The organism is Pseudarthrobacter sp. MOO14 (genome assembly GCF_058267675.1).
Genome location: NZ_CM177849.1, coordinates 3,989,010 through 4,013,549, shown reverse-complemented (window position 1 = coordinate 4,013,549; position 24,540 = coordinate 3,989,010). Strand labels below are relative to the sequence as shown.

The 24,540-nt window shown below is 67.7% G+C and carries 26 protein-coding genes; 6 read left to right on the top strand and 20 right to left on the bottom strand.

Annotated features, from left to right (window positions below):
* Nucleotides 1-3: 3 nt before the first annotated feature.
* The 3 genes from AC4EEV_RS18490 to AC4EEV_RS18480 all read right to left on the bottom strand — a co-directional run bounded on the left by AC4EEV_RS18490 (nt 4) and on the right by AC4EEV_RS18480 (nt 2,195).
* The gene (locus tag AC4EEV_RS18490) at nt 4-552 is read right to left on the bottom strand and encodes a regulatory protein RecX (RefSeq protein WP_491329682.1); all 549 of its coding nucleotides are present in this window, start codon (nt 550-552) and stop codon (nt 4-6) included.
* Between the two features lie 111 nt (nt 553-663).
* On the bottom strand, nt 664-1,719 hold the full coding sequence (gene recA, locus AC4EEV_RS18485; RefSeq protein ID WP_026265110.1) for a recombinase RecA: 1,056 nt from the start codon (nt 1,717-1,719) through the stop codon (nt 664-666).
* 251 nt (nt 1,720-1,970) lie between these two features.
* Nucleotides 1,971-2,195 (bottom strand): DUF3046 domain-containing protein, encoded by a 225-nt coding sequence (locus AC4EEV_RS18480; protein WP_018763630.1) that lies wholly within the window; start codon nt 2,193-2,195, stop codon nt 1,971-1,973.
* Between the two features lie 41 nt (nt 2,196-2,236).
* Between AC4EEV_RS18480 and AC4EEV_RS18475 the strand changes: the two genes are divergently transcribed.
* On the top strand, nt 2,237-2,767 hold the full coding sequence (locus tag AC4EEV_RS18475) for a MarR family winged helix-turn-helix transcriptional regulator (protein WP_491329681.1): 531 nt from the start codon (nt 2,237-2,239) through the stop codon (nt 2,765-2,767).
* Nucleotides 2,768-2,846: 79 nt separating this feature from the next.
* On the opposite strand, the gene AC4EEV_RS18470 is transcribed toward AC4EEV_RS18475, so the two are convergent.
* The 7 genes from AC4EEV_RS18470 to AC4EEV_RS18440 form a co-directional block, all read right to left on the bottom strand.
* A complete protein-coding gene (locus tag AC4EEV_RS18470; protein ID WP_018763632.1) occupies nt 2,847-3,299 on the bottom strand; it encodes a helix-turn-helix domain-containing protein in 453 nt (150 codons plus the stop codon).
* Between the two features lie 165 nt (nt 3,300-3,464).
* Entirely contained in the window at nt 3,465-3,944 is a 480-nt protein-coding gene (locus tag AC4EEV_RS18465; RefSeq protein WP_109044899.1) for a CinA family protein, read from the bottom strand.
* Nucleotides 3,941-4,579 carry a CDP-diacylglycerol--glycerol-3-phosphate 3-phosphatidyltransferase gene (gene pgsA / locus AC4EEV_RS18460; protein ID WP_285320604.1) on the bottom strand — a complete coding sequence of 213 codons (639 nt, stop codon included), beginning with the start codon at nt 4,577-4,579 and terminating at the stop codon, nt 3,941-3,943. The genes AC4EEV_RS18465 and pgsA overlap by 4 nt, the downstream gene beginning before the upstream one ends.
* Nucleotides 4,580-4,624: 45 nt before the next feature.
* Nucleotides 4,625-7,513, bottom strand: coding sequence for an FtsK/SpoIIIE family DNA translocase (locus tag AC4EEV_RS18455; protein WP_491329680.1), 2,889 nt, complete (start codon nt 7,511-7,513; stop codon nt 4,625-4,627).
* A 200-nt stretch (nt 7,514-7,713) separates the two neighbouring features.
* On the bottom strand, nt 7,714-9,405 hold the full coding sequence (locus AC4EEV_RS18450; protein ID WP_491329679.1) for a ribonuclease J: 1,692 nt from the start codon (nt 9,403-9,405) through the stop codon (nt 7,714-7,716).
* A 40-nt stretch (nt 9,406-9,445) separates the two neighbouring features.
* On the bottom strand, nt 9,446-10,354 hold the full coding sequence (dapA, locus tag AC4EEV_RS18445) for a 4-hydroxy-tetrahydrodipicolinate synthase (RefSeq protein ID WP_018763637.1): 909 nt from the start codon (nt 10,352-10,354) through the stop codon (nt 9,446-9,448).
* A gap of 58 nt (nt 10,355-10,412) precedes the next feature.
* Nucleotides 10,413-10,793, bottom strand: coding sequence for a hypothetical protein (locus AC4EEV_RS18440; RefSeq protein ID WP_491329678.1), 381 nt, complete (start codon nt 10,791-10,793; stop codon nt 10,413-10,415).
* 132 nt (nt 10,794-10,925) lie between these two features.
* On the opposite strand from AC4EEV_RS18440, the gene AC4EEV_RS18435 reads away from it, so the two are divergent.
* Nucleotides 10,926-12,176: a heparan-alpha-glucosaminide N-acetyltransferase domain-containing protein gene (locus AC4EEV_RS18435; RefSeq protein ID WP_491329677.1), complete on the top strand. Its 1,251-nt coding sequence runs from the start codon at nt 10,926-10,928 to the stop codon at nt 12,174-12,176.
* On the opposite strand, the gene AC4EEV_RS18430 is transcribed toward AC4EEV_RS18435, so the two are convergent.
* From AC4EEV_RS18430 to AC4EEV_RS18395, 8 genes are all read right to left on the bottom strand, one after another.
* Entirely contained in the window at nt 12,157-13,104 is a 948-nt protein-coding gene (locus AC4EEV_RS18430; RefSeq protein WP_491329676.1) for a TM2 domain-containing protein, read from the bottom strand. The two genes, AC4EEV_RS18435 and AC4EEV_RS18430, sit on opposite strands and share 20 nt — an antisense overlap.
* Nucleotides 13,105-13,317: 213 nt before the next feature.
* A complete protein-coding gene (locus tag AC4EEV_RS18425) occupies nt 13,318-13,791 on the bottom strand; it encodes a hypothetical protein (RefSeq protein ID WP_018763641.1) in 474 nt (157 codons plus the stop codon).
* Nucleotides 13,792-13,793: 2 nt separating this feature from the next.
* Nucleotides 13,794-14,564: a 4-hydroxy-tetrahydrodipicolinate reductase gene (gene dapB / locus AC4EEV_RS18420; protein ID WP_491329675.1), complete on the bottom strand. Its 771-nt coding sequence runs from the start codon at nt 14,562-14,564 to the stop codon at nt 13,794-13,796.
* A 117-nt stretch (nt 14,565-14,681) separates the two neighbouring features.
* A complete protein-coding gene (locus tag AC4EEV_RS18415) occupies nt 14,682-15,158 on the bottom strand; it encodes a molybdenum cofactor biosynthesis protein MoaE (protein WP_018763643.1) in 477 nt (158 codons plus the stop codon).
* Complete coding sequence (locus tag AC4EEV_RS18410) at nt 15,148-15,678, bottom strand: MogA/MoaB family molybdenum cofactor biosynthesis protein (RefSeq protein WP_018763644.1); 531 nt, start codon at nt 15,676-15,678, stop codon at nt 15,148-15,150. Before AC4EEV_RS18410 ends, AC4EEV_RS18415 begins: the two co-directional genes overlap by 11 nt.
* Nucleotides 15,675-16,166 carry a cyclic pyranopterin monophosphate synthase MoaC gene (moaC, locus tag AC4EEV_RS18405; RefSeq protein WP_018763645.1) on the bottom strand — a complete coding sequence of 164 codons (492 nt, stop codon included), beginning with the start codon at nt 16,164-16,166 and terminating at the stop codon, nt 15,675-15,677. The genes AC4EEV_RS18410 and moaC overlap by 4 nt, the downstream gene beginning before the upstream one ends.
* Nucleotides 16,154-17,419, bottom strand: coding sequence for a molybdopterin molybdotransferase MoeA (locus AC4EEV_RS18400; protein ID WP_491329674.1), 1,266 nt, complete (start codon nt 17,417-17,419; stop codon nt 16,154-16,156). Before AC4EEV_RS18400 ends, moaC begins: the two co-directional genes overlap by 13 nt.
* A gap of 23 nt (nt 17,420-17,442) precedes the next feature.
* Nucleotides 17,443-18,921, bottom strand: coding sequence for a molybdopterin-dependent oxidoreductase (locus AC4EEV_RS18395; RefSeq protein ID WP_491330911.1), 1,479 nt, complete (start codon nt 18,919-18,921; stop codon nt 17,443-17,445).
* A 255-nt stretch (nt 18,922-19,176) separates the two neighbouring features.
* Between AC4EEV_RS18395 and moaA the strand changes: the two genes are divergently transcribed.
* The 3 genes from moaA to AC4EEV_RS18380 all read left to right on the top strand — a co-directional run bounded on the left by moaA (nt 19,177) and on the right by AC4EEV_RS18380 (nt 22,257).
* Nucleotides 19,177-20,304 carry a GTP 3',8-cyclase MoaA gene (gene moaA, locus AC4EEV_RS18390; protein WP_208294432.1) on the top strand — a complete coding sequence of 376 codons (1,128 nt, stop codon included), beginning with the start codon at nt 19,177-19,179 and terminating at the stop codon, nt 20,302-20,304.
* A gap of 5 nt (nt 20,305-20,309) precedes the next feature.
* Nucleotides 20,310-20,576 (top strand): MoaD/ThiS family protein, encoded by a 267-nt coding sequence (locus AC4EEV_RS18385; protein WP_133832591.1) that lies wholly within the window; start codon nt 20,310-20,312, stop codon nt 20,574-20,576.
* Between the two features lie 112 nt (nt 20,577-20,688).
* Entirely contained in the window at nt 20,689-22,257 is a 1,569-nt protein-coding gene (locus tag AC4EEV_RS18380; RefSeq protein ID WP_491329673.1) for an HNH endonuclease signature motif containing protein, read from the top strand.
* Between the two features lie 58 nt (nt 22,258-22,315).
* On the opposite strand, the gene AC4EEV_RS18375 is transcribed toward AC4EEV_RS18380, so the two are convergent.
* A complete protein-coding gene (locus AC4EEV_RS18375) occupies nt 22,316-23,437 on the bottom strand; it encodes a helix-turn-helix transcriptional regulator (RefSeq protein ID WP_491329672.1) in 1,122 nt (373 codons plus the stop codon).
* 141 nt (nt 23,438-23,578) lie between these two features.
* Here AC4EEV_RS18375 and AC4EEV_RS18370 point away from each other — a divergent pair, with 141 nt between their 5' ends.
* Nucleotides 23,579-23,860, top strand: coding sequence for a hypothetical protein (locus tag AC4EEV_RS18370; protein ID WP_109044909.1), 282 nt, complete (start codon nt 23,579-23,581; stop codon nt 23,858-23,860).
* Here the strand turns inward: AC4EEV_RS18370 and AC4EEV_RS18365 are convergent.
* A complete protein-coding gene (locus tag AC4EEV_RS18365; protein ID WP_491329671.1) occupies nt 23,857-24,375 on the bottom strand; it encodes a DUF1579 family protein in 519 nt (172 codons plus the stop codon). The two genes, AC4EEV_RS18370 and AC4EEV_RS18365, sit on opposite strands and share 4 nt — an antisense overlap.
* Between the last annotated feature and the right edge of the window lie 165 nt (nt 24,376-24,540).

The window sequence follows — 24,540 nt, the reverse complement described above, 5'->3', positions numbered from 1 at the left end:
CCGTTAAGGGTACCGGCTTTGGAGCGGGTCACCGTCGGGATCCTGGACTGAACCGAGTACCTCATTGACGATCCTGAACGCCTGCCCGGGCTGGTAGCCCTTTCGCGCCAGCATGGACGCCAGACGGCGCACTGCTTTATCCCGTTCGGCCGGGTCTGACAGGCTTGTTCCGGGCCGCAGCTTGCGCTCAACCAGGGTCCTGGCGGCAGTTTCCTCGTCGGCGTCGGTCACTTGTTCCAGGGCCGCGGCAGCGGTTTCGGGGTCGATGCCCTTCTCCGACAGCTCGCGCCGGAGAGCTCCCCTGGCGAGCTTGCGGGACTGGGATCGGCTCCTGACCCACATGTCAGCAAATTCGGCGTCATCGATCAGGCGGACTTCCTGGAATTTATCCAGGACTTCCTCTGCCACGCGTTCCGGAATGTTTCGTTCGGCCAGTTTCCGGGCAAGCTGCAGCCTGCTCTTCGGCGAGGCCGTCAGTTGCCGGTACACGATGGCCTTGGCCACCCCGGCAGGATCCGGTTCGGCGTCCTCTGCCAGGGGATCTTCGGGCACAGCAGACCGCTCCGTTGCCCCACGGGCGGGGTTGGCGGAGCGGCGCCGCCGGGAACCGGATTTGGGTGACCTGGCGTCAGGAGGATGCGCCTCGGGAGACCATGTCAAGGGCTAGAACCCGTCGACGGCTTTCAGCTTGGGCGTGTCCTTGGACTCGTCCTCCGCCGGCTTCACGCCCACACCGAGTTTCTCCTTGATGAGGCGCTCCAGTTCGGCGGCAAGCTCGGGGTTGTCGCGGAGGAACCGGCGCGAGTTCTCCATGCCCTGGCCCAACTGGTCGCCATCGTACGTGAACCAGGAGCCGGACTTCTTGATGATGCCGTGCTCGACGCCCATGTCGATAATGCCGCCTTCGCGGGAGATGCCCTGGCCGTAGATGATGTCGAACTCGGCCACCTTGAAGGGCGGGGCCATCTTGTTCTTTACGATCTTGGCCTTGGTCCGGTTGCCGACCGAATCAGCGCCTTCCTTCAGGGTCTGGATGCGCCGGACGTCGATGCGGACCGACGCGTAGAACTTCAGCGCCTTGCCACCGGTGGTGGTTTCGGGGGAACCGAAGAACACGCCGATCTTTTCGCGGAGCTGGTTGATGAAGATGGCGGTGGTCTTGGTCTGGCTCAAGCGGCCGGTAATTTTACGCAGTGCCTGGCTCATGAGCCGTGCCTGGAGGCCAACGTGGCTGTCGCCCATGTCGCCTTCGATTTCAGCACGCGGGACCAGGGCGGCGACGGAGTCGATGACGACGATGTCCAGGGAGCCGGAGCCCACCAGCATGTCCATGATTTCCAAAGCCTGTTCACCGGTGTCCGGCTGCGAGACCAGCAAGGCGTCGGTATCCACGCCGAGCTTCGCGGCATAGTCCGGGTCCAGGGCGTGCTCGGCGTCGATGAAGGCAGCGATGCCACCCAGCCGCTGGGCGTTGGCAACGGCGTGCAGTGCCACGGTGGTCTTACCTGACGATTCCGGCCCATAGATCTCCACCACACGGCCACGGGGCAGCCCGCCAATGCCCAAGGCGACGTCCAGGGCAATGGACCCGGTAGGGATGACTTCGATGGGGGCACGGACTTCGTCGCCCAGGCGCATCACCGATCCCTTGCCGAACTGCTTGTCAATCTGGGCAAGTGCTGCTTCCAGCGCTTTTGCACGATCCGGGGCTGCCGCCATGGTTGACACCTCTAATGCTTTCTCGATGGTGGCCTGTGCGGCCGTCTTGTTGGTCATCTCTGACGCTAAGGGGACCCACTGACATTCCGGCCTCAGGACATCGGCTATGTGGATAAACCCAATAGAAAAAGCATAGCGTTATCCGAACAGGTATTCGAAGAGGATGGTCGCGCGGCGTGTCTGGCAAGGGTTCCCGGACCGGTCGGCAGGAGGGCCCGGCCGGCCGGCGGATGGTCCGTGCCCGGCGGGCGTCAGTCGCGGCGGGGGGCTATGTCCCGGCCGAGCCGGCGGTCCGCCGGCACGTCCTGGAGGTCGCAGACGGCAAGCCATACCTTGCGCGGCTCCACCCCGGCGGCCAGCGCCTGGTCCGCGGTGCGCCCGCCGACCCCGGCCAGGACCAAGGTACTGCTCAGCACGCGGGAGTAGCCCGCGCCGAACTCGTCATCCATGAGCCGCCAGTAGTCGCTGATTCGCATCGGTAAATCCTCTCATGAGTGTGGACCCTAGAATTGTTGCCATGAGCAACTCCCCCGATGGCACGCCGGCTGATGTAGCAGTCGATTCTGCTGCCGATACGGCCCTGCAGAACGTCGAACACCAGATCAGTCTTTTTTGGCGGCGGGCCCGGGCCATCTCGAACCAGCTGTCCCGGGAAGTGCACCCGGACATGGAGCCTGCGGCGTACGGGCTGTTGACCGTGATCCGCCGGGAGGGGCCCATCCGGCTGACCGAACTGGCAATGAACATCGGGGTGGGCAAGCCCTCCGTCAGCCGGCAGATCGCATTCCTTGAAGGCCTGGGGCTGGTTTCCAAGGAGGCCGATCCGCTGGACCGCCGGGCGCAGGCCATCCGGCTGACGCCCAAGGGGGAGGAAAAGATGCACCAGGTCCAGGACGCCCGGCGCCAGGTCTTTCAGGAACGGCTGCGGGAATGGCCGGTGGAGGACCTGCAGGAGTTGGCCCGCTACATGGCCAAGCTGAACGCCACCTACGAGCCCGACGGATTCCCGAAGGAAGCACCGGGCGCGTCGCCGGCACAGGAGAGCTAACCGCCTTCACGCAAGGAAGCCCCCGGCCATGCCGGGGGCTTCCTGGTTCCACGGCCCACCCAACGGGTGGGGGCTGCCCCTAACGGGCGCCGGAGAGAAGGCCTGTGGAGAGTTCGTCGTTCAGTTCAGCGTTGAGGTCGCGTTCCAGGTCACGGCCGTAACGCTGGGAGAATTCCTGCGGAACGGTGTCCGGAACTGCAACGCCCTCGGCTACCGCCACCCGATCGCTGACCTCCCGAAGCATGCTGGACAACGGCACGTCCAGGGCCGAGCAAATCGAGGACAGGAGCTCCGACGAGGCTTCCTTCTGGCCACGCTCCACTTCGCTGAGGTATCCCAGGGAAACGCGGGCGCTGTGCGAAACTTCACGGAGCGTGCGCCCCTGACGCTGGCGGACATCGCGCAGCACATCACCGATTTCGTGACGAAGTACCACCATCTTGCGCTCCTTCTGTTCGCTCTTAGCCTGTTCGGCGAGGCCCACATCCTTCCAGCGGACAACGCCGTTTACGGATACGGGCTGCTTTACCATCTGTATCGCCTTGCTCCCTCATTGGTCAGGTCCGCCGAAAGGCGGACCGTCTGGTCGTTTCATCCTAGGCGCCTCCGCTCTCCGGAAGCGACACAATGTAATAACTAATCGGTACCGGCTTTTGTTCCCGGCAACTTTACGTGCGGTAACTTGAGCGGGCAAGCGTCAGGCGGAGATCGCCTCGAGGAGTCTTTCGAGGGCCGCCGCACACGCTTCGGCGCGGATATCAGGCCTGCTGCCGGTGAAGGAGTATTCAAATGCCGCGGTACCGGCGGCGGTGGCAATCCCGACATAGACCCGCCCCACGGGTTTGCCGTCGTGCGGCTCCGGACCGGCCACGCCGGTGGTGGAAACCCCGAGGTGGGCGCCCAGGACGTCGCGGGCTCCTGCCGCCATGGCGCGGGCGACGTCCGGGTCGACGGAGCCGACCCTTGCCAGGAGCCCGGCGGGGACGTGGAGTACGCCTTCCTTGACCGAATTCTGGTACGCCACGACGCCGCCCTGAAGCATGCCGGAGGCGCCGGGGGTGTCGGCGAGGACGGCGGAGACCATGCCGGCGGTCAGGGACTCTGCCGTGGCAACGGTCAGTCCAGCGTCAAGTGCCTGCCGCACGGCCTGTCCGGCGAGATGGTGGAGGTTGCTCACGGTTCCTGTCCTTTCGCCGTTCCTGCCTGCCGCCCCTTCGCGCGCAGGCGCAGGGCTTCGATGACATACTCGACGCCGGTCCACACGGTGATGGCCAGCGCCGCCATCATGACGGCGAAAGCAACCCACACCAGCCACGGCGCAAAGGCGCCCAAGGGGAGCAAATACAGGAAGATCGCTGCGGTCTGCACGACGGTCTTGAGCTTTCCGCCGCGGGAAGCGGGAATGACCCCATAGCGGATGACGAAGAAGCGCAGGGCCGTGATACCCCATTCCCGGACCAGGATCACCAGCGTTGCCCACCACGGCAGTTCACCCAGCAGGGAAAGCATGACCAGGGCCGATCCGATGAGCAGTTTGTCCGCGATGGGGTCGGCGATTTTGCCGAAGTCCGTGACAAGGTTCCGGCTCCTGGCGATATCGCCGTCGAGCTTGTCCGTGTAGATGGCGACGGCGAACGCCGCCACCGCGGCCCAGCGCCACGGCCCGGCCTCACTGCGCAGGCCGGGGGCATCCGCCACAAGGAACCACACGAAGAACGGGACCAGCGCGATGCGGATCATGGTCAGGACGTTGGGAAGGTTCCAGACCCCGGCACGGCGCGGGCCGGCGGCGGTGGCATCGGTGCTAGTCACGTACCTAGGCTACCTTCCCGGGGCTGCCGCAACGCCGGCGCGGCCCTACCGTCCGGTCAGCGACCAGGCGTCCTCGGAGCCGTCGTCGTCATCGCCGTACCCGCCGGGAGCGGAATCGGAGCCGTCGTAGTACTCAACGTTCTGCTTCCGTTTGTCCAGGTCCGCGGCCACCAGGTCCTCTGCGTAGCCGCCCTGGGCGATGTTGGCGTTGGCATTGTCACTGAGCGCGGCTGTCTGCGAATCCGGGGCGGCCGGCGCGTCCTGGCCCTTCATGGCGGCCAGCACGGCCGCGAGGTCGTCCGGCTTGACCAGCACGTCGCGGGCCTTGGAGCCCTCGGAAGGGCCCACCACTCCCCTGGACTCGAGCAGGTCCATGAGCCGACCGGCCTTGGCGAACCCCACCCGGAGCTTGCGCTGCAGCATGGAGGTGGAGCCGAACTGCGTGGTGACCACGAGTTCCGTGGCCTGCAGCAGCACCTCGAGGTCATCGCCGATGTCGTCGTCGATCTGCTTCTTTTCCGCCTCGGGGGCGACGTCGTCCCGGTAGACGGCCTGGAGCTGTCCCTTGACGTGCTCCACCACCTTGTGGATCTCCGACTCGGTGACCCAGGCGCCCTGGACGCGCATCGCCTTGGAAGCACCCATCGGCAGGAAGAGCGCGTCGCCCTGGCCGATCAGCTTCTCCGCCCCGGGCTGGTCCAGGACCACGCGGGAGTCGGTGACGGACGACGTTGCGAAGGCCATGCGGGAGGGCACGTTGGCCTTGATGAGGCCGGTCACCACGTCCACGGAGGGCCGCTGGGTGGCCAGCACCAGGTGGATGCCGGCGGCACGGGCGAGCTGGGTGATGCGGACGATGGAGTCTTCGACGTCGCGCGGGGCGACCATCATCAGGTCGGCGAGTTCGTCCACGATCACCAGCAGGTACGGGTACGGCCGGATGACGCGCTTGGAGTCCACCGGCGGGTGGACCTTGCCGGCACGGACGGCCTTGTTGAAGTCGTCGATGTGCTTGAAGCCGTAGTTGGCGAGGTCGTCGTAGCGGGCGTCCATTTCGCGGACCACCCACTGCAGTGCCTCGGCGGCCTTCTTGGGGTTGGTGATGATCGGCGTGATCAGGTGCGGGACGCCCTCGTAGGCGGTCAGTTCCACGCGTTTGGGGTCCACCATGACCATGCGCACCTCGTCCGGGGTGGCGCGCATCAGGATGGAGGTTATCATCGAGTTCACGAACGAGGACTTACCGGCACCGGTGGCACCGGCGACCAGGAGGTGCGGCATCTTGGCGAGGTTGGCCACCACGTAGCCGCCCTCGACGTCCTTGCCGACGCCCATCACCATCGGGTGGTCCGTGCGGCGGGCGTTCTGGCTGCGGAGCACGTCGCCCAGGGAGACCGTCTCGCGGTCCGTGTTGGGGATCTCGATGCCGATCGCGGACTTGCCCGGGATGGGGCTGAGGATCCGGACGTCCGAGCTGGCGACCGCGTAAGAGATGTTCTTGGACAGCGCGGTGACTCGTTCCACCTTGGTGCCCGGCGAGAGTTCGATCTCGTACCGGGTGACGGTGGGGCCGCGGCTGAAGCCGGTCACGGTGGCATCGACGTTGAACTGGGTCAGGGTGTCGGTCAGGGCGGCGACGACGGCGTCGTTGGCCTCGGTGCGTTCCTTCGGGATGGACCCGGGGGTCAGGTAGTCCGAGGCAGGGAGGGTGTAGGTGACGTCCCCGGCGAGGGAGAGTTGTTCGGTCCGCTGCGGGATGGGCACAGGTGGCGGAGCGGGCGCTACCGGGTTCGAGGGCACCGTGGGTGCGGCGGCCGGTTTCCCGGGAGCCGCGGCGCCGGGAATGACCAGCGGGATGGCCTCGGTGGCGTTCTCCGCGGGAGGGGCCGAGCCGGCGCCCAGGCCCTGCGCGGCCTTGATTTTTTCGACGGCGATCTCCGCCTGGGTGGGGCGCCGGACGCCCGGTGCGGGCCGCGCGGGCTCCGGCTCGTCGTCGTCGATGACCGCGTGTTCGAAAGCTTCGTCGCCCACGTAGCCTTCCAGGCCGGCATCGGGCTCCTGGTCCTTGCCGAACAACCTGCGCTTCTTCTTTTTGGGCTCAGCGGCTGCGGGGCGTTCGAGGTAGCTGCGGTCGTGGGTGTCCGCGGTCAGGTCCTGGTCCATCAGGTCGATGCCCATGAGGTGCTCGTAGGCTCCGCGAAGGCGGCGCGGGATGGCCGTGAACGGGGTGGCCGTGATGATCAGCAGGGAAACGAAGGCCAGCAGCCCGTAGAGTGCCACCGGCACGGCGGGATGGATGGCGGCCAAGGGACTGGCGGCCAGGAAGCCGAGCATGCCGCCGGCTTTGCGGAGGCCGTCGAAGCCATCGGCAACCGTGGGCTGGCCGCCGAGGATGTGGGCCAGGCCGCACCCGGCGAAGGTCATGATGAGGAAGCCGATGCCCACCCGATTGTTGCCCCGGCCGTCCGAGGGGCGCCTGAACAGGCGGAACGCGCAGACAAAGAGCATGAGCGGGAGCAGCAGGGAGAGCCAGCCGAAGGTTCCGTTGACCACGGCGTAGACGGCGTCCGGGAACCAGCCCGTCAGGCCCCACCAGGCGAACGTGGCAATGAACACACCCAGGGCCAGGTTGAACAGCGCGGCACCGTCGCGGCGTTCGTCCGCGGGGAGGTCGCTGACGTCGTAGCCGATCCGGCGTACTCCCCCGCCCACCAGGTGCCCGATTCCGAGCCATGCCCCGCCCACGACGCGCAGGAGCCAGGGCTGGTGGTGTTCGACGGCGGGAAGCTGTCGGGTGCGTGCGGTGCTGGTTGAGCCGCCGCGCCCTGTCTTGCCGGCTGTGGAGCCGGTTCCGCGGCCTGTGGAGCTTCCGGCTTTGCTGCCGGAGCTGCCCCTGCCGGTACCTTTGGGCGCGGAAGTAGTACGTGTGGCCATAGTAGCCACGGTACCGGAAGCATGCTGTGATTCCGGGGATGTCGGGGCTGCCGGGCCGCCTGCCGGGGCTTGCCGATGCGCTTGCGGATGCGCATGGCCGGACGCACGAAAAGGCCCGGTCCACTGGGAACCGGGCCTTATCGGAGGTGCAGCGACGTTGTCCGCGCAGCTCAGTGTCGCAGCCGGGCCGCGCGGGGCGCTCAGGCCTCGAGCACCACCGGGATGATCATGGGCTTGCGGCGCAGCTTGCGGTTGACCCAGGTGCCCACGACGCGGCGCACCACCTGCTGGAGCTGGTGGCTGGTGTGGTCGGCGTGGTTCTGGACTGCTTCCTCCAGCGCGGCGTTGATCTTGGGGATGATGTCGTCGAAGACGGAATCGTCCTCGGCGACGCCGCGGGCGTGAATTTCCGGACCGGACACCACCTTGCCGGTGGCGCGGTGGATGACCGTGATGATCGAAATGAATCCTTCGTCACCCAGGATGCGGCGGTCTTTGAGGTCGGCGTCGGTGATTTCACCCACGCTGGACCCGTCAACGTAGACAAAGCCCACTTCCACCTGGCCGACGATGTCTGCCTGGTGGTCGCGGAGGTCGATGACTGTGCCGTTGTCGGCAAGGATGACGCTCGCCTCGGGCACGCCGGACTCGATGGCGATCTTGCCGTTGGCGATGAGGTGCCGGGTTTCGCCGTGGACGGGCATGGCGTTCAAGGGCTCAAGGATGTTGTAGCAGTACAGCAGCTCACCCGCGGCGGCGTGGCCGGAGACGTGGACCTTGGCGTTGCCCTTGTGGATGACATCGGCGCCGAGCTTCAGGAGGCCGTTGATGATCCGGAACACGGCGTTCTCGTTGCCCGGGATGAGGCTGGAGGCCAGGATCACGGTGTCGCCGTCGCCCACCACCACGCGGTGGTCGCCGTTGGCCATCCTGGACAGGGCGGCCATGGGCTCGCCCTGGGAACCTGTGGACATCAGCACCACGCGGTTGTCCGGCAGGTTGTCGATGTTCTTGATGTCCACGATCAATCCGGCGGGAACATCCAGGTAGCCAAGCTTTTCCGCGATGGCCATGTTGCGGACCATGGAGCGGCCCACGAAGGCCACCTTGCGGTTGTGCTTGGCGGCGGCGTCGAGGACTTGCTGCACGCGGTGGACGTGGGAGGAGAAGGACGCCACGATAATGCGTTTGGTGGCCTGGCCGAAGAGGCGCTCCAAGGTGGGGCCGATTTCCTTCTCGGCCGTGGTGAATCCGGGCACGTCGGCGTTGGTGGAGTCGGACATGAAAAGGTCCACGCCCTCCTCGCCCAGCTTGGCGAAGTGCCGGAGGTCGGTGATCCGGCCGTCAAGGGGCAGCTGGTCCATCTTGAAGTCGCCGGTGTGCAGGACCGTTCCGCCCGCAGTGCGGATGAAGACGGCCAGGGCGTCCGGGATGGAGTGGTTGACGGCCACGAATTCGCAGTCGAAGGGGCCGAACTTCTCCACCTGGCCCTCCTCCACGGTGAGTGTGTAGGGCCGGATGCGGTGTTCCTGCAGCTTGGCCTCGATGAGGGCGAGGGTCAGTTGCGAACCCACCAGCGGGATGTCGTTGCGCAGGCGCAGCAGGTACGGCACGGCGCCGATGTGGTCCTCGTGGCCGTGCGTGAGGACGACAGCCACGACGTCATCCAGCCGGTCCTCGATGTAGGAGAAGTCGGGCAGGATCAGGTCGACGCCGGGCTGGGTTTCCTCAGGGAAGAGGACGCCGCAGTCCACGATCAGCAGCTTGCCGTCGATTTCGAACACGGCCATGTTCCGGCCGATCTCCCCCAGCCCGCCCAGCGGAACGATCCGCAGCGTGCCCTGGGGCAGGCGCGGAGGGGTGACAAGGCCGGTAAGGGCAGTTTGGGTCATAATGCACTACTTTCCAGGCGGAAGGGTGCCGGTCTTAGCCTCAGGAGAAGACCAGCCCAGCTTCCGCCAAATCCCCGCGGATGGTTTCGATCTCGGTTTCGTCCGGCTCCACGAGGGGCAAACGGACAATCGAGTTGGGCAGGACTCCCTGCCATTTAAGAATCTGCTTGGCCGCCACGGCCCCCTGGACGCGGGTCATGGTTGCCCGGACCACCGGCTGGAGTTCAACGTTGATCTTCCGGGCGGTGCCGAGGTCGTTGGCGTTGACGGCGTCGATGAGTTCGCGGAAGCGGCGGGTGGCCACGTGGGTGGTGACGCCCACCAGTCCGACGGCGCCCAGCGCCATCCACGGCAGGGTCAGTCCGTCGTCGCCGGAGTAGAAGAGGAGGTCGGTTTCGGCCATGACCCGGGTTGCCGCCACGAGGTCCGCCTTGGCGTCCTTGACGGCCACAATGTTGGGGTGCTGGGCCAGCCGGATCATGGTGTCGGGTTCGATCGCGATGGAGGACCGGCCCGGAATGTCGTAGAGCATGACCGGAACGTCCACGGCGGAGGCGACGGTCTCGAAGTGGGCGCGGACACCGGCCTGGCTCGGCTTGTTGTAGTAAGGGGTCACCAGGAGCAGTCCGTCGACGCCGAGGGCAGCGGCCTGCTTGGACAGGTGGACCGAGTGGGCTGTGTCGTTGGTGCCGGTACCGGCAATGATCGCGGCGCGGCCACCGACGGCGTCTTTCACCGCGCGGAACATGCCGAGGTTCTCTTCGTCGGTCAGGGTTGAGGTCTCACCGGTGGTGCCGGTGACCACCAGCCCGTCGCAGCCGTCGTCGACGAGCTTGCTGGCCAGCGCCGCCGCCTGGTCGTAGTCCACTGCGCCGTCCTTGGTAAACGGCGTGACCATGGCGGTCAGGAGGGTACCGAGGGCAGGGATGTGCGCGGAAGAATCAGCCATGGAAAAAACGTTACCCTGTCCCCGGCTGGTTAGGACAATGCCACGGGCGTGACGAGCGTCAAACAGCCTGGCTGCCGGGCCCCGGCGCGTCTGTTCCGGCGTGGCAATAGCGGCCGACGGCGGCCTGCCGGAGGTCCTCCGCCCAGGCAGCGAGCCGCTGCGCGGCCCGCACGTAATGGAACAGCTCGGTGGGCGTCAGGGCATCGATATCCGTCTCGGACAGCCGCCGGGCGAGTTCCGCCCCCTCCGGCTGGGCCGAGAGGGCGATGCCTTCCCGCTCCCACTGGAGGTCCTCTGACGGCCGCCCGGACACCAGCTGCCGGAACAGGTAGTCCACCACGCCCGGGCTCATTGCCCTCAGCGGCAGGTTGGCTGAGTGGGTATGTGCCGGCTGCAGGCTTTCCCGCCGGGCGGGGATTCCGGATGATGGCGTGTCCATTCCGCCATGTTATTCGAACATATATTCGAACACAAGGGTGCGCCGCCACCGCATCGGCACGATAGTCCGCCGGCGGCCACCCGTCACCTCACCGGCAAGCCGCGCCGCGCGGGCATGTGAGACGATCGGGTCATGACGTCCCGCACCCCGGCCACCCGGTCGCGAAAGGCCCCCGGGCCGAACCAGCCGGGCCGTCTTCGCGGCATCGATGCAGCGCGGGGCCTCGCCCTTCTGGGCATGATGGCCACGCACCTGCTGCCAACGTTCGAGTCGAACGCCAACCTCACCCCGACCTGGATCGGCCTCACCTTCTCCGGACGGGCCGCGGCCCTCTTCGCCGTGCTGGCCGGGGTGGGACTTGCCCTGTCCACCGGAAAGCACCAGCCGCTGTCCGGTCCCGATCTCGCGAAGGCCCGCCGCGGTGTGGCGCTGCGGGCCCTGGTGATTGCCGCCGTCGGACTTACCCTCGGCGGCCTGGAAGTGAACGTGGCCGTCATCCTGGTCCATTACGCCGTGTTGTTCCTGTGCGTACTGCCATTCCTGGGCCTGGGCGCCAAAAGCCTGTGCGCCTGGGCCGCGGGCTGGATCCTTGCGTCACCCGCGCTGGCCTACCTGCTGCGCCCCTGGCTCCTTGCCGCTGAGCCGCCACTGAAGCTGGGCCACAACCCGCGGTGGGAGGACCTGGGCACCCCCGGCCAGCTGCTGGGCGACCTCTTCCTGACCGGCTACTACCCGGTGGTGCAGTGGCTTGCCTACTTGCTGGTGGGCCTGGCCATCGGCCGCCTGGTCCTTGCCAAGGCACTGGTCCCTGTCCTCCTGCTGGTGGGCGGAACGGTGGTGGCCGTCACCGCCAAGGCCATCGGGGTGGCCGCGATCGAGGATTGGGGTGGCCTGGCCGCCCTGGAGAAAGTCGTCAACGCCCCCGGCTATCCGCTGGGCAGTGTCTTGCAGGTAAACCTGGCGGGGCTCCCGCAGGACGGCTCCTGGTGGTGGCTGGCATCAGCTGCTCCGCACTCCGGGACCCCCCTTGACCTGCTCCACACCTCGGCGGTGGCGGCGGCCGTCATCGGCGCGTGCCTCCTGCTGGGGCGGCTCGCCGAGTGGATTGACCTGGACCTGCTGCTGCCCCTGCGCGGCGCAGGGGCCATGACCCTGACCCTGTACACGGTCCACGTCTGGGTGTTGTCGAACTTCTACCTGAAGCCGTTGCCGGCCGGCTGGACCGAGGACGGCATGTACTTTGCACACGCCGCCGTTGCCATCACCATTGGCGTGGTGTTTGCCAGGTTGGCGTGGCGCGGCCCGCTGGAATGGCTGGGCCACGCCGCGGGCCGACTGGGCCGCGGCGTGCTGCCGAGGCCTGCTACTGCGGGGTCACGGTGAAACTGGACGCCTGGTCGCCGTAGTCATTGGTGACCACCACCGTGACGGGGCCCTCCTTGACGTCGAAAGCGATAACGCCCTGGCGCGAATCACCGGCGCCCACCTCGTCGGTCTGCAGGCCACCGATTTCCTTGTCCAGGTAGATCAGCTCGCCCTCCTTGCCGTCCGCGTCAAAGACGCTGAAGTTCGACGGCGTGGCAAAGCTGGTACCGCTCACCGTCTCCCAGGACACCTGCACAGCCAGGAATCCGCCGTTCTTTGGTTCCAGGTAGGACATGCCGGGAATCTCGGCGGTGTAGATGGAATCCAGCACTCCTACCCTGACCGTGTTGCCCTCGGACATGGTCACCACCGAGGAGTTCGCTTCCGTGGACGTGCCCGGTGACGGCGCCGGTGCGGCCGGGGAGGCCGGGAGGGGCGCCTGGGCCGGGACGTTGAAGCCCTCAACGGCAGCGGAAACCACGGCGATGGAGGCAATGGCCAGGACCGTTCCCGCAACAGCGCCCACAAGCCAGACGACGGCGGTGATGATCCAGGCCTTCTTCTTGTTCTCCGGATACCCCTCCAGCGGGCGGCCATGGATGTCCCTGGTGTTCCCGGTCAAGGTCATGACCAGGTCCACGATGGCCCAGATACCCAGGCCGCCCGCCGTCAGCAGCTTGGCCACGGCGGAACCGGTCTTGCCGAGGTAGAACCGGTCCGCCCCGAAGGTGCCCAGGAGCAGGGACAGGAGCCAGGTGGCAAGAAAGGACTTGCGCGGCCCGTCACCGTAGGGAACCTGCGGGTAGGCGCCCGGCTGGTATTCCCCCTGGGGGCTCGTTGGGTACGGCCCGCCAAACGGGGAGGGTGCCGGCGGGACCGGGGGCACGGCCGGTCCGCTGTGGGGCGGCTGGGGGTATTGGGGCTGGGGGTAAGGCGGCTGGCTCATTGGTCGTCCTTCGTGCGGGATCGGTGCAGGCAAACGGGGTTTCGAAGGACGACTGTGGCGGAGAACCCGCCCACCCCATCTCCGCCCCCAGGCCGGAAATTGTTGCCAGACGAACATACCGCGGGCGGCATGCGGCTGCGATGGGCAGAAATGCCCATCGCAAGAATCACATGCAGGCGCCGGCCGTTTGGCCGGCCACGGGAAGGGCCGCTGCTAGGAAGCGGCTGTGAACAGCCGGACGGCGTCGCGCATGGAGGCCCGGGCCCGCTTGCGGTCTCCGGCGGCGTCGTAAGCGCAGCTCAACCGGAACCATGAGCGCCAGTCGTCCGGAGCCGATTCGGCTTCGATGCGGTACTTTTCGAACTCGGCGTCTGCCGCCGCCCGGACGATCCGGCCGCCGGGCGTCCGCGGCAGCTCATCCACCGGCAACCCGCCTTCGGCTTCCAGGACCTTGGCCATCTGCTCGGTGCGGGCACCGAACATCAGTTCGCGGATCAGGGCCCACGCGCCCACCACGGGCAGCACCAGGTACGCCGCGCCAATGGCTTTCGCCGTGAGGTTGCTGTCGGCCAGGAGCAGGAGTGAGCGCTGGAAGGACACCACCAGGTAAAAGACCAGCAGCAGCGTCACCGCTCCCACCCAGATCTTGGTGCGGTTCTTCCGGAAGCCGGCAACGAACCCGTTCATTCTCAGAGCCCCAGGTCCAAGTAACCGTCCAGCCCCACGGTCAGGCCGGGGTGCGAGGCTACCTGCCGAACGCCCAGGAGAACGCCGGGCATGAAGGACGCACGGTCGAAAGAGTCGTGGCGGATGGTCAGCTGCTCGCCGGGGCCGCCCAGCAGCACTTCCTGGTGCGCCACAAGCCCGCGGAGCCGCACGCTGTGCACCCGGACGCCATCCACGTCGCAGCCGCGGGCACCGGCACGTTCGCTGGTGGTGGCATCAGGGCTGGGCGGCACCTGCGCTGCGCTGCGCCCGGCGGCGATGAGCTGGGCAGTCCGGACGGCGGTGCCGGACGGGGCGTCCACCTTGTCCGGGTGGTGCAGCTCGATGATTTCCACGGACTCGAAGTATTGGGCGGCCTTGGCTGCGAAAGCCGAGGCCAGGACGGACCCGAGGGCGAAGTTCGGGGCGATGAGCACTCCGGCCTCCGGGTGCCGGGCCAGGACGGACTCCAGCGCGGACAGCTTGTCCGCGTCCCAGCCCGTGGTGCCCACCACGGCGTGCATGCCGTGTTCAACGGCGAACCGGACATTCGCTTCGGTGCTCTCGGGAACCGTGAGGTCCACTACGTACTGCGCACCGGAGGACGTCAGCTGCTCCAGCGAGTCACCCCGCCCCAGGGCTGCGGCAAGCTTCATGTCGGGCGCGGCGTCAATGGCTTTTACGGCCTCGGCGCCCATGCGTCCGTTGGCGCCCAGGACGGCTACCAGTTTGGGGGCGGAGTGTTGTTCGGTCATGCCATCCAGCCTACCGGCGGGACCGGTTGCCGCAGGAACCGGTCCCTGTGCGTTACCTCGCAACGGAGCGGACAACCACGCCGGCTTGGCCGGGCCGGTGCGCGGACGCAGCAGGCATCAGCCGTCCGCGCCGACCCATTCGACGGTGCCGTCGGAAAAGAACTGTTCCTTCCAGATGGGAACCTGCTCCTTGATCCGGTCCACCAGCTCCGAGCAGACCGCGAAAGCCTGGCCGCGGTGCGCCGCGGAGACCGCGCACACCAAGGCTGGATCGCCGATTTCCAGCATCCCGATCCGGTGCGCCGCCCAGATCCGGACGGGTTGCCGGACGGCGTCGCCGCCTGCGCCCGGCGCAGCGTCCTGCTCGGCAACCAGGCGGGCCACGACGTCGGCCATCACCTGGTGTGCCGTGGGGTGCGCACTGTAGCTGAGCCGCTCGACTGCCTTGCCGGCGTCGTGGTTGCGTACTACGCCGCTGAAGCTGACCACGGCTCCCGCGGTGTCGCTTTCCACCGCTGCGATCGCCTGGTCGACGGAGATGGGGTCCGCGCTGAGGACTGCCCGGACCACCTCGAATGCCGCGTCAGTGCCCATGTCCGCCTTCCAGCTGGTCGCAGAGATGCCCGATCACCGGGTCCAGGACGGTGAGCCCGTCCATGACGCCCTTGGGTGAGCCGGGCAGGTTCACAATAAAGGTTGCGCCGGCGGCCCCGGCGTGGCCCCTGCTCAGGGCGGCCAGCGGGGTTTTTGCGGCGCCGGCCCGCCTGATGGCTTCCATGATGCCCGGGATCTCCCGATCCAGCAGGGGCAGCGTAACGTCCGGAGTCCGGTCGTCCGGGCTCAGGCCTGTCCCGCCGCTGGTGATCACGACGGCGGGACGCTGGGTCAGGAGCGCCCTGATGGCGGCGCCCACGGGCTCACCGTCCGGGACCACCATCGGCGGAAAGACATCGAAGCCGTGCTCGGCCAGCCAATCGCTGATCACCGGGCCGGTCTCGTCAACGTAGATTCCGGCTGCGGCGCGGGTGGAGGCGATCACCACGCCGGCTTTCCGTCCCTGGGCGTCGCCGTGCCGGTGCGGCTCGGGGGCGCCGAGGGGCTTGGTGTTGGTCACAGCGCCCAGTCTCCGCTCTTGCCGCCGCTCTTGGCCAGCACCTTGATATCCGTCAGGACGGCGTGCTTGTCCACGGCCTTGATCATGTCGTAAACGCTCAGGGCCGCAACGGACGCAGCAGTCAGGGCCTCCATTTCCACGCCGGTGACGCCGCGGGTCTTCACGGTGGAACTGATGGTGACGGTATCGGGGCCGAGGTCAAAATCGACGGTGACTTTGGCCAGGGGCAACGGGTGGCAGAGCGGAATGAGGTCGGGCGTCTTCTTCGCAGCCATGATGCCGGCCACCCGGGCCACGGCCAGCGCGTCGCCCTTGGGCAGGCCCCCGGCCCCCAGGAGTTCCATGACCTCCGAGGTGGTCCGGACGGTAGCTGTGGCCGTGGCTTCCCGGGTGGTCTCGGCTTTGGCTGAGACGTCCACCATCTGGGCACTGCCGTCCTGGCGCAGGTGCGTCAGGGCGGGGGTCTGTTCTGCGTTCACAGCATCCATACTTCCACCTCATCGCCGGCGCCGAGTTCCGTGACGCCGTGGGGGACGTGGACCAGGACGTTCGAGCCCGCGAGCGCATGCATCAGGTGGGAACTCTCACCACCCTCAAGCCGCACGGTGCCGCCGGCTTGCAGGCTGCCCCGCCGGACCTGGTGTTTGTGGCCGGGGGACGTGAGCGGGTGGGCAAGGCGTGCCCGCAGCGGCAGCCTGGCCGCCGGTGCGCCCAGGAGTCCGGACAGCGCGGGGCGGAGGAACATTTCGAAGGACACCAGGCAGCTGACGGGGTTACCGGGGAACCCGAGGAAAGGGAGGCCGTCGAACGTTCCCAGGCCTTGGGGGCCGCCGGGCTGCATGGCCACGTGCAGGAAATCGACGGGCTGATCCACCATCGCCTGCCGCACCACTTCGTAAGCGCCCTTGCTGACCCCGCCGGTGGTGACGATGAGATCGGCGCCTTGGCCCTCGGAACGCAGCAGGCCGCGCAGTTCATCGGGATTGTCGGTGGAGATACCGGCCCGCCGGACGGTGAGGCCGGCCTGCGTCATGGCGGCTTCGAGGAGGGTTCCGTTGGAATCGTAGATCTTCCCGGGCGGGAGGGGCCGGCCGGGTTCCACCACTTCGTCCCCGGTGGTGACCAGCAGGACGGTGGGCGCCCGGTAGACCGGCACCTCGGCCAGGCCCAACGCGGCGAGCAGCCCCAGCTGGGCCGGCCCCAGGCAGGTCCCGGTGGCCAGGGCCAGCTCCCCCGCCGCGATGTCGCTGCCGGCGGACCGCACGTACGCGCCGGGTCCGGTGGCGGGCAGCCTGACGGTGCCGCCCCGGGCGGGTTCCAGGAAGTGGTCCGGCACGGCCCGTTCAATGGGTACGACGGCGTCCGCCCCGGCCGGGATCACGGCACCTGTCATGATGGGCGCCGCCGTCCCCGGTTCGAGCGCGGGCGGCCTTGATCCGGCGGCTACCGGGGGCATGGTCTCCAGGTCCGCGCCGCCGTCGGGAATGTCGCCGGAGTGGACGGCGTAACCGTCCATCTGCGAATTGGCGAATGGCGGCAGGCTGACGGGCGCTGTCACATCGGCCGCCAGCCCACGGCCCAGGGCCCTGCTGAGTGGGAGCGTTTCGGTGCGTCCCGCCGCCCGGAGCGGCTGCAGGAGTGCTGCGACGGCGGCGGCGTGGTCGGCAACCGAGCGGGCATGTTCATGCGGGTGCCGGGCACGGCTCTCCGGCGGGTGGCCGTGCGGGGTGGGGCTGGTCATGGGTACGCCTTCGGTCGCGGACTTCAGGATTTCACGTCCACTCTAACCGTGTGGAATCCGGTGGCACCGTCAGGTTGGGGCGGCCGCTCCGTTTCCTCCTGGGGTTTGCCCGTGAGGTCCGTGGCGCGGACCTGGACCTCGTACTGCCCCGGGGTCAGGTCCACTGCCAGTTTCCACTGGTACCAGGTGTCCGCTGACAGGCCCGCAGCGAGTTCGGCCTCCCGCCACGGCCCACGGTTGATCCTCAGTTCAACCCTCCCGATCCCGGTGTGTTGGGCCCAGGCGACGCCCGCGAAGACCACGGACCCTGCACTGACCGGACGCCCGCTGCGGGGCACGTCGATCCGGGAGGACGTCTTGACCGGGCCGCGCTCGGACCAGCCCCGGGGGGTCCAATATCCGGCGTCCTGCGCGAACGTGGTGACTTTGAGTTCGGTGACCCATTTGGTGGCGGACACGTAGCCGTAGAGTCCCGGGACGATCATCCGGACGGGAAAGCCGTGCTCGAGCGGCAGGGGTTCCCCGTTCATTCCGACGGCAAGCAGGGCGTCCCTGGTGTCGGTGAGGACTTCCAGGGGCGTCCCTGCATTCCAGCCGTCCGTGCTCCTGGACAGCACCATGTCCGCTCCGGGGTGGGGGCCCGCCTGGGCCAGCAATTCGCGGACCGGCCAGCCCAGCCAGCGGGCATTCCCGATCAGGTCGCCGCCCACGCCGTTGGACACGCAGGCGATAGTGATGTGGCGCTCCGTCAGCGGCTTGGCCAGGAGTTGCCCGTAGGACAACTGGATCTCCCGGTCCACCATGCCTGTGACCCTCAGGGCCCAATTGTCCGGGTTGACTGCCGGGACGGACAGTGCGGTGTCGATCCGGTAGAACTCGCGGTTGGGCGTCACCAACGGCGTCGCTCCGGCCACGTCCAGGTCGGCGCCCGCCGGAACCGGCGGTGCGGGTGACGCCGGGACTGGCAGGGTGATCCGTGCCCTGGCCTCGCTGACGGCATTGGTTGCCCCGCGCCACGCCCCGGCCAGCACACCTGCCACCGCGGACACGGCCGCCGTGCCGGCAAGGGCCTGGAGGAAGCTCCGACGTGAACTTCCCGGTCCGCCCGGTTCAGCGGCGCCCGCTTTCCATTCGCGAAGCTTTCCGATGAGGAATCGCAGCAGCACCACGGCCACCACCGCGGTCACGAGCGGGAGTGCCACGGCGATTGGCGTCATTTGGGCGCGGGTGAGTACAGCGGCGGCTCCCACGGCTCCGAAGATGCCCACCACGGCCGCACCCCGATAGCCGCGGCGGAACTCCAGCACCCCTGCCAGCGCGGCCAGGACGGCAATGACCAGCGCCATGCCCGCCAGGAGGGCAGCCTTGTCCGCCGTCCCGAAGACGGATACCGCCCAGTCCTTGACGTCCGGCGGGACGGCGTCGATGACCGCACCGCCAACGGCCGTCAGCGGCGAGACGGAAGGACTGGCAAATCCTGCGAGCAACTCCCCCACGGCCACGCCGCCGGCGACGGCGGCTGCACCCGCGGCGGCGGCCCACCTGCCCGTGGCGCCCGTGGCAGCCTTGTGCGGGACGGGACGGTCCGGCAGCTCCCCACGGCGCCCGCCGTCGTCGTCCGCCGCCTTCGAAACCCGGGAATCGTTCACCCCTCCAGCATAGGTTTGCCACCGCCCGCCGGCACTGGCCCCCAGGTGTGACCGGAACCCGTGCAGTCACGGTGTGATGCGCGGCTCAAGGTGGCGTAGCCTGAATCCATGACTGTCCAGCTAGGCATGCCGCAGCCGCGGGAGGAAGCAGCATCGGAGCTGCCCGGCGTTCCCGCACGCCGTCCCGAGGATGCACCGGACGGGCTGGTGGACCGCTACGGCCGCCGCGCCACGGATATGCGGCTGTCCCTGACGGACAAGTGCAACCTCCGCTGCACCTACTGCATGCCGGCGGAGGGCCTGGAATGGCTCGCGAAGCAGGCCGTCATGTCGGCTGAGGAGATCGTCCGGATTGTCCGCGTCGGCGTGGAGCAGCTGGGGGTGCGGGAACTGAGGCTGACCGGCGGTGAGCCGCTGGTCCGGCACGACCTCGTGGAGATCATCTCGGCGCTGCGGAACAACCATCCGGACCTGCCCATCTCGATGACCACCAACGGTGTTGGCCTGGCCAGGAAGGCGGCCCCGCTCAAAGCGGCCGGGCTGACACGGATCAATGTCTCACTGGATTCGCTGCACGAGGAAACGTTCGCCAAACTGACCAGGCGGCCGTTCCTGGACCAGGTCCTGGCGGGTGTGGACGCCGCATGGGCGGCAGGCCTGGGCCCGGTGAAACTGAACGCTGTCCTCATGCGCGGCATCAACGATACCGAGTCGCCGCAGCTGCTCGCCTGGGCCTTGGAGCGGGGATACGAACTTCGGTTCATCGAACAAATGCCGCTGGACGCCGACCATGGCTGGACCCGCCGCAACATGATCACGGCCGCCGAGATCCGCGACCTGCTGTCCAAGGACTATGTGCTCAGCCCCGATGCCCGGGCCCGTGACGGTGCCCCCGCCGAGCGCTTTGACGTCCGACGACGGGCGGCAGGTTCATTGGAAGCTGACGGTCCGGTGCTGGGAACAGTGGGGATCATCGCCTCCGTCACCGAGCCGTTCTGCGCGGACTGCCGGCGCACCCGGATCACCGCCGAGGGCAAGATCATGAGCTGCCTGTTCTCCCGCGAGGAATTCGACCTGCTGGGCCTGCTGCGCTCCGGCGCGGCTGATGACGAGCTGGCGCAGCGGTGGCAGGATGCCATGTGGCTCAAGCCAAAAGCCCACGGCATGGACCACGTGGGACTGGACGCTCCGGACTTCGTCCAGCCGGACCGCAGCATGAGCGCCATCGGGGGCTGACCGGAATGCTTGTACGTTACTTCGCTGCCGCACGCGCTGCCGCCGGCCGGGAGGAAGAAAAGTTCGACCTGCCCGACGGTTCCACGGTCGCCCATCTCCTGGAGGCTGTGCTTGCGGTGCCCCGTGCCGAACCGCCGGCAGGCACCCCTCCACTCCCCCGGCTCCTGTCCCGCAGCAGCTTCCTGCTCAACGAGGTGGCTGTCCGGGACCAGTCAACGGTTCTTGGGGCCGACGACGTGGTTGACGTACTTCCCCCGTTCGCCGGCGGGTAGGTATTCCGTAACGCCCAGGCGACTGGCAGCATTCCGGGGGGGTGGCCTCCTGCCTGGTCCTGCCAACGCTGCCGCAGCCTTGAATGTCGGACCCTGGTTGGATGATGTTTCCATGGGAATCGGTGCGGATCTGGCGGTGGTGATGGAGGGTGTTTCTGCCTCTGTTGCTGCGCTCAGCGGGCTGGTTCGGGAGGATGGTTCCTTCGCTTCAGGTACCGGCGCCGGCGCGGATCTGGACGTGCTGCAGCGGCGGTATGAGTCATGTCTGGGGCGGCTGGAGGTGGTGGCCCGGTTGGAGGCCCAGCTGGCGGCGGTGAAGGCGCGGGACGTGGCGGATGCGGTTGAGATCCAGCATGCTCTGCTTCGGCCGGACGCCCCGGTGGAGGAGCGCACGTTCGCGGAGATGTCGGTGGTGGAGGAGATCGCCGTGGTCCTGACCATCAGTTCGGGGGTTTCCGGCGCGCTGGTCGAGCAGTCCCGCCGGGTGTGCTCGCTGCCGCCTGTGGTCGAGGCCCTGTCCACGGGTGCGGTGTCGTGGCAGCACGCCCGGATCGTTGCCGACGAAACCGAAGGCCTCACCCCTGAAGGGGCGGCCGGGTTGGTGGCGCACTTCTTCGACCCCGGCGCACCCAACCCCGCCCGCGGCGCCGCGCCCGGTGACCTTGTCCCGTCCCGGTTCCGGGCGAAGGTCCGGGCCTGGCGGGAACGCCACCACCCTGAGTCCTTGGAGAAACGGCATGTGAAGGGGGTGGCGGACCGGCGGATGGACTACGCCCCGGACCACGACGGGATGGCCTGGCTCTCGTTCTACCTGCCCGGGGACACCGCGTGCGCGATCTGGAACCGCAGCACCGCCACTGCCCGCGGCCTCCAAACCCCCGACGAGCCCCGCACCCTCACCCAGCTCCGCGCCGACGTCGCCGCGTCACTGCTCCTCGGCGCCGGAAACGCGACAGCCCCGGGTGAAGCTGCCGCAGATGCCGGTGCTATCGGCAAGATCCCCACGCCGCGGGCTGATGTCCTGGTCACGGTCCCGGTGTTCTCGCTGCTGGGCCTCACCGATGAGCCGGCCGTGCTGGACGGGTTCGGGCCGGTCCCGGCATCCATGGCGCGGAAGCTCGTCGCCGGCGGGGCGGAATCGTTCTACCGGGTCCTGGTCGACCCCCGCGACGGGGCACCCCTGGAAATTGGCCGCACCCGCTACCGGCTCCCGGAGACCATCAAACAATGGATCCGGCTACGGGACGGCACATGCACCTTCCCCGGCTGCACCAACCACACCCCCGACAACGACACCGACCACCTCAACCCCTGGCACCACGGCGGCACCACCGGAACCCACAACCTCGCCCAACTCTGCCCCCGACACCACCGCCTCAAACACCACAGCACCTGGACCCCCGACCCAGCCACCAAAAACAAACCACCCGGCTGGACCTCACCCACCGGCCGACACTACAAACCCGAACAACACGACCCCCAACCAACCCACTGGCCACCAGGAACCCCGCCGCTTGCCGAACTCCCAGCGTGCCCGGATCCGGAAACTGAGGAGCCGGACGGGAACTTGATTGAGCCGGATCAACTCCCTCCAACAGATCCTGTGTGGGACGACTTCTACGCTATGCCGTTCATCCTGCCGCCAGACCCAGCGAGGCGATGGGACGTCGTCTTATCGTAGGGACTTTCGGTAAACGAATGTGTCTCAGGCGGTGGCTCCGGAAGCCAACAGCCCACCGCTAGGCCCTGGCTCCCGTGCCCAGGGCCATGGCCAGCAGGGACACCCGGCTGTGGACTCCGCATGTCTGGAAGAGTTGCTTGAATTGGTCCTGGATCGTGTACGGCGTCACGCCCTGGGCGTCCGCCATGGCTGCCGTATCGGCCCCTTCCGCAGTGAGCCAGAGCAGTTCCCCCTGCCGGGGTGACAGGCCAAACGCCCGGGCAAACATGTCAAGCCTCGCGGCAGGCGTGCTGGCCTGAATCGTCACGGCCACCGGTGGAGTGGGTCCGGACACCTCCGACTCCATGCGGTTGGCCCGCAGGGAGGCCCAGCGGCCCGCCCCGACGTAGACCCTGCATTCCGCGGGGTGGGTGTCCACCAGCGCTTCCCGTGCCGCCAGCTGGGCCGCAACGTTCAACACCTCAGCCGGCACCTGATGGTGAGGGACCGGACCAGGCTGAAGCAGCTTGAGCCAGTCGTCCACGGACGCCGTTCGGCCAGCTATCGCCAGATCGTCGTCCAGGGTGAGGACAGCCTGCTCCGGCAATCCGGGCTGCCCGGATCCTGTCCCGGATGCCTGGTCCGGGCCAGGTTCCGGATCCGGTCGAATCCAAAATTGCCTGGCTACGGACCTCCGCAGGCCGGCGGTCACTGCCGCTGCCAGCTCGCCCAGGTAGGCAGTTTCTTCGTCCGTGAAGGGGACCGAATCGCCGGTCCGCCACAAATCGAGCCAGGCCCAACACCCATACTTGTCGGCAAACACGGCGGACAGGACATCGCGGACGCCATAGCGTTGCAACACGCCACTCCACACCGGGCTGCGGGAGGGCTCTCCCTGCGTTGCCTTCAGGAGGGATTCCGCCGGCTCCGGCCAACGCATCAGCTCGGTCCAGCGGCCCGCCCGGGAGAGGTACTTGAGGCGGATAAGTGTGGGCAATTCCTGGGGGCAGGGAGTCCTGGCCCTCGGCGCCATCCCCACCGTCGTGACGGGATCACACAACGGCCAAACGAATGCATCGAAAGGCACCATGGTGGCCACTTCTGCCAGAATCGCTGTCCGGAGGGCTTGGTGATCCAGGTCCGAGCCTGCCAGGAGTCGGATGCGCTCCTGGCTCCGGTCTGCAGCCCAGCCCTTGGTCATGTTCCAAGTATGCTCCGGCAATCCTGCGCGACCCGGCGGCGCTGCCACCCAGAATTCTGGGATACCCGCCGCAGCCCGGACCATCTAGCTTTAGCAGCGTGGAGCGTCCTCCAACCTGGCGGGACGAGTAAGGAGACTGGAATGTTCACCCTGCAGATCGAACACAGAATCACAGATTTCAGCACATGGAAGGCGGCATTCGACCGGGATCCGGTTGGCCGGTCCGCGTCAGGGGTTCTCGCGCACCGGATAGGCCGGCCCGTGGGCGAACCGCAATATGTTGTTGTGGAACTCGACTTCGCGGACCTGGCCCAGGCAGAGCAGTTGCTCTCGAACCTCCAAACACAGGTATGGCGTTCGCCGGCGGACGCCCCTGCGCTCGCCGGCGCGCCAAAATCGCGCATCCTCGAGGCGGCGTCCTAGCCCCCGCCTCCGGCGCGGTGAAATTCCGAGCGCATGAATGGTGAGTAGGACGAAGCCTTGCCGTCCACACCCCCCTCCGGGGCATCGTCGCCGTCGTTACGCCCGTGCGAACGCAATTCGGTGACGTGTGTCAGGACACCGTTCGCCACCTCGATCGAGTGGCGCGTCCAGCCTCCGGCATTGCGGCGTTCAACACGGATGACACCGTCGCGCGAGGTGCAGCGGGCGGCGTTGCCGGGCGGCACGCCGGTGCTGTCAACGTAATACCACAGCACGTCGTTGTGGACCGGATCGATCGTGAATATGCCGTGGCCCTCGAAGTGGCTGCCGTCCGGTTCGACGTGCCGGTAGCTCTGCACCACGCCGAGACCCCCGGCAACCTGCGTGTAGGACACTTGGGCGCTCACGCGGTGTTCCGGCCCCCAAGGGCCGGCAGCAACGTGTGTGTAGCCCTCCCAGTGACCCAGCAGGTTCGTTAACTCCGGATGTCCGTGCTTCGCTCCTGGCCCGTTCACCGTTCCGCCTTCCCCTGCCGAAGATCATTCCTACTCAGGATGTACTCTGCAGAGCCGGGCCGCCAGCGTCTCCGCGGCGCAGGGTGCCACAGGCCGAAGGTTTCGGTCTCGTCGAACGGACCCACCAAAATGACGGTGCGCTCGTCGAACGGGCCCACTAAGGTG

What these genes read in the sequence shown, in the direction of transcription:
- moaA (WP_208294432.1), top strand. Translation starts at nt 19,177, where the DNA reads ATGACTGTCCAGCTAGGCATGCCGCAGCCGCGGGAGGAAGCAGCATCG.
- dapB (WP_491329675.1), bottom strand. Translation starts at nt 14,564, where the DNA reads ATGACCGAACAACACTCCGCCCCCAAACTGGTAGCCGTCCTGGGCGCC.
- AC4EEV_RS18375 (WP_491329672.1), bottom strand. Translation starts at nt 23,437, where the DNA reads ATGACCAAGGGCTGGGCTGCAGACCGGAGCCAGGAGCGCATCCGACTC.
- AC4EEV_RS18425 (WP_018763641.1), bottom strand. Translation starts at nt 13,791, where the DNA reads ATGAACGGGTTCGTTGCCGGCTTCCGGAAGAACCGCACCAAGATCTGG.
- AC4EEV_RS18415 (WP_018763643.1), bottom strand. Translation starts at nt 15,158, where the DNA reads ATGGGCACTGACGCGGCATTCGAGGTGGTCCGGGCAGTCCTCAGCGCG.
- AC4EEV_RS18455 (WP_491329680.1), bottom strand. Translation starts at nt 7,513, where the DNA reads ATGGCCACACGTACTACTTCCGCGCCCAAAGGTACCGGCAGGGGCAGC.
- AC4EEV_RS18400 (WP_491329674.1), bottom strand. Translation starts at nt 17,419, where the DNA reads ATGACCAGCCCCACCCCGCACGGCCACCCGCCGGAGAGCCGTGCCCGG.
- AC4EEV_RS18440 (WP_491329678.1), bottom strand. Translation starts at nt 10,793, where the DNA reads ATGGACACGCCATCATCCGGAATCCCCGCCCGGCGGGAAAGCCTGCAG.
- AC4EEV_RS18385 (WP_133832591.1), top strand. Translation starts at nt 20,310, where the DNA reads ATGCTTGTACGTTACTTCGCTGCCGCACGCGCTGCCGCCGGCCGGGAG.
- AC4EEV_RS18480 (WP_018763630.1), bottom strand. Translation starts at nt 2,195, where the DNA reads ATGCGAATCAGCGACTACTGGCGGCTCATGGATGACGAGTTCGGCGCG.
- recA (WP_026265110.1), bottom strand. Translation starts at nt 1,719, where the DNA reads ATGGCGGCAGCCCCGGATCGTGCAAAAGCGCTGGAAGCAGCACTTGCC.
- AC4EEV_RS18435 (WP_491329677.1), top strand. Translation starts at nt 10,926, where the DNA reads ATGACGTCCCGCACCCCGGCCACCCGGTCGCGAAAGGCCCCCGGGCCG.
- AC4EEV_RS18380 (WP_491329673.1), top strand. Translation starts at nt 20,689, where the DNA reads ATGGGAATCGGTGCGGATCTGGCGGTGGTGATGGAGGGTGTTTCTGCC.
- moaC (WP_018763645.1), bottom strand. Translation starts at nt 16,166, where the DNA reads ATGGATGCTGTGAACGCAGAACAGACCCCCGCCCTGACGCACCTGCGC.
- AC4EEV_RS18430 (WP_491329676.1), bottom strand. Translation starts at nt 13,104, where the DNA reads ATGAGCCAGCCGCCTTACCCCCAGCCCCAATACCCCCAGCCGCCCCAC.
- AC4EEV_RS18450 (WP_491329679.1), bottom strand. Translation starts at nt 9,405, where the DNA reads ATGACCCAAACTGCCCTTACCGGCCTTGTCACCCCTCCGCGCCTGCCC.
- AC4EEV_RS18370 (WP_109044909.1), top strand. Translation starts at nt 23,579, where the DNA reads ATGTTCACCCTGCAGATCGAACACAGAATCACAGATTTCAGCACATGG.
- dapA (WP_018763637.1), bottom strand. Translation starts at nt 10,354, where the DNA reads ATGGCTGATTCTTCCGCGCACATCCCTGCCCTCGGTACCCTCCTGACC.
- AC4EEV_RS18470 (WP_018763632.1), bottom strand. Translation starts at nt 3,299, where the DNA reads ATGGTAAAGCAGCCCGTATCCGTAAACGGCGTTGTCCGCTGGAAGGAT.
- AC4EEV_RS18475 (WP_491329681.1), top strand. Translation starts at nt 2,237, where the DNA reads ATGAGCAACTCCCCCGATGGCACGCCGGCTGATGTAGCAGTCGATTCT.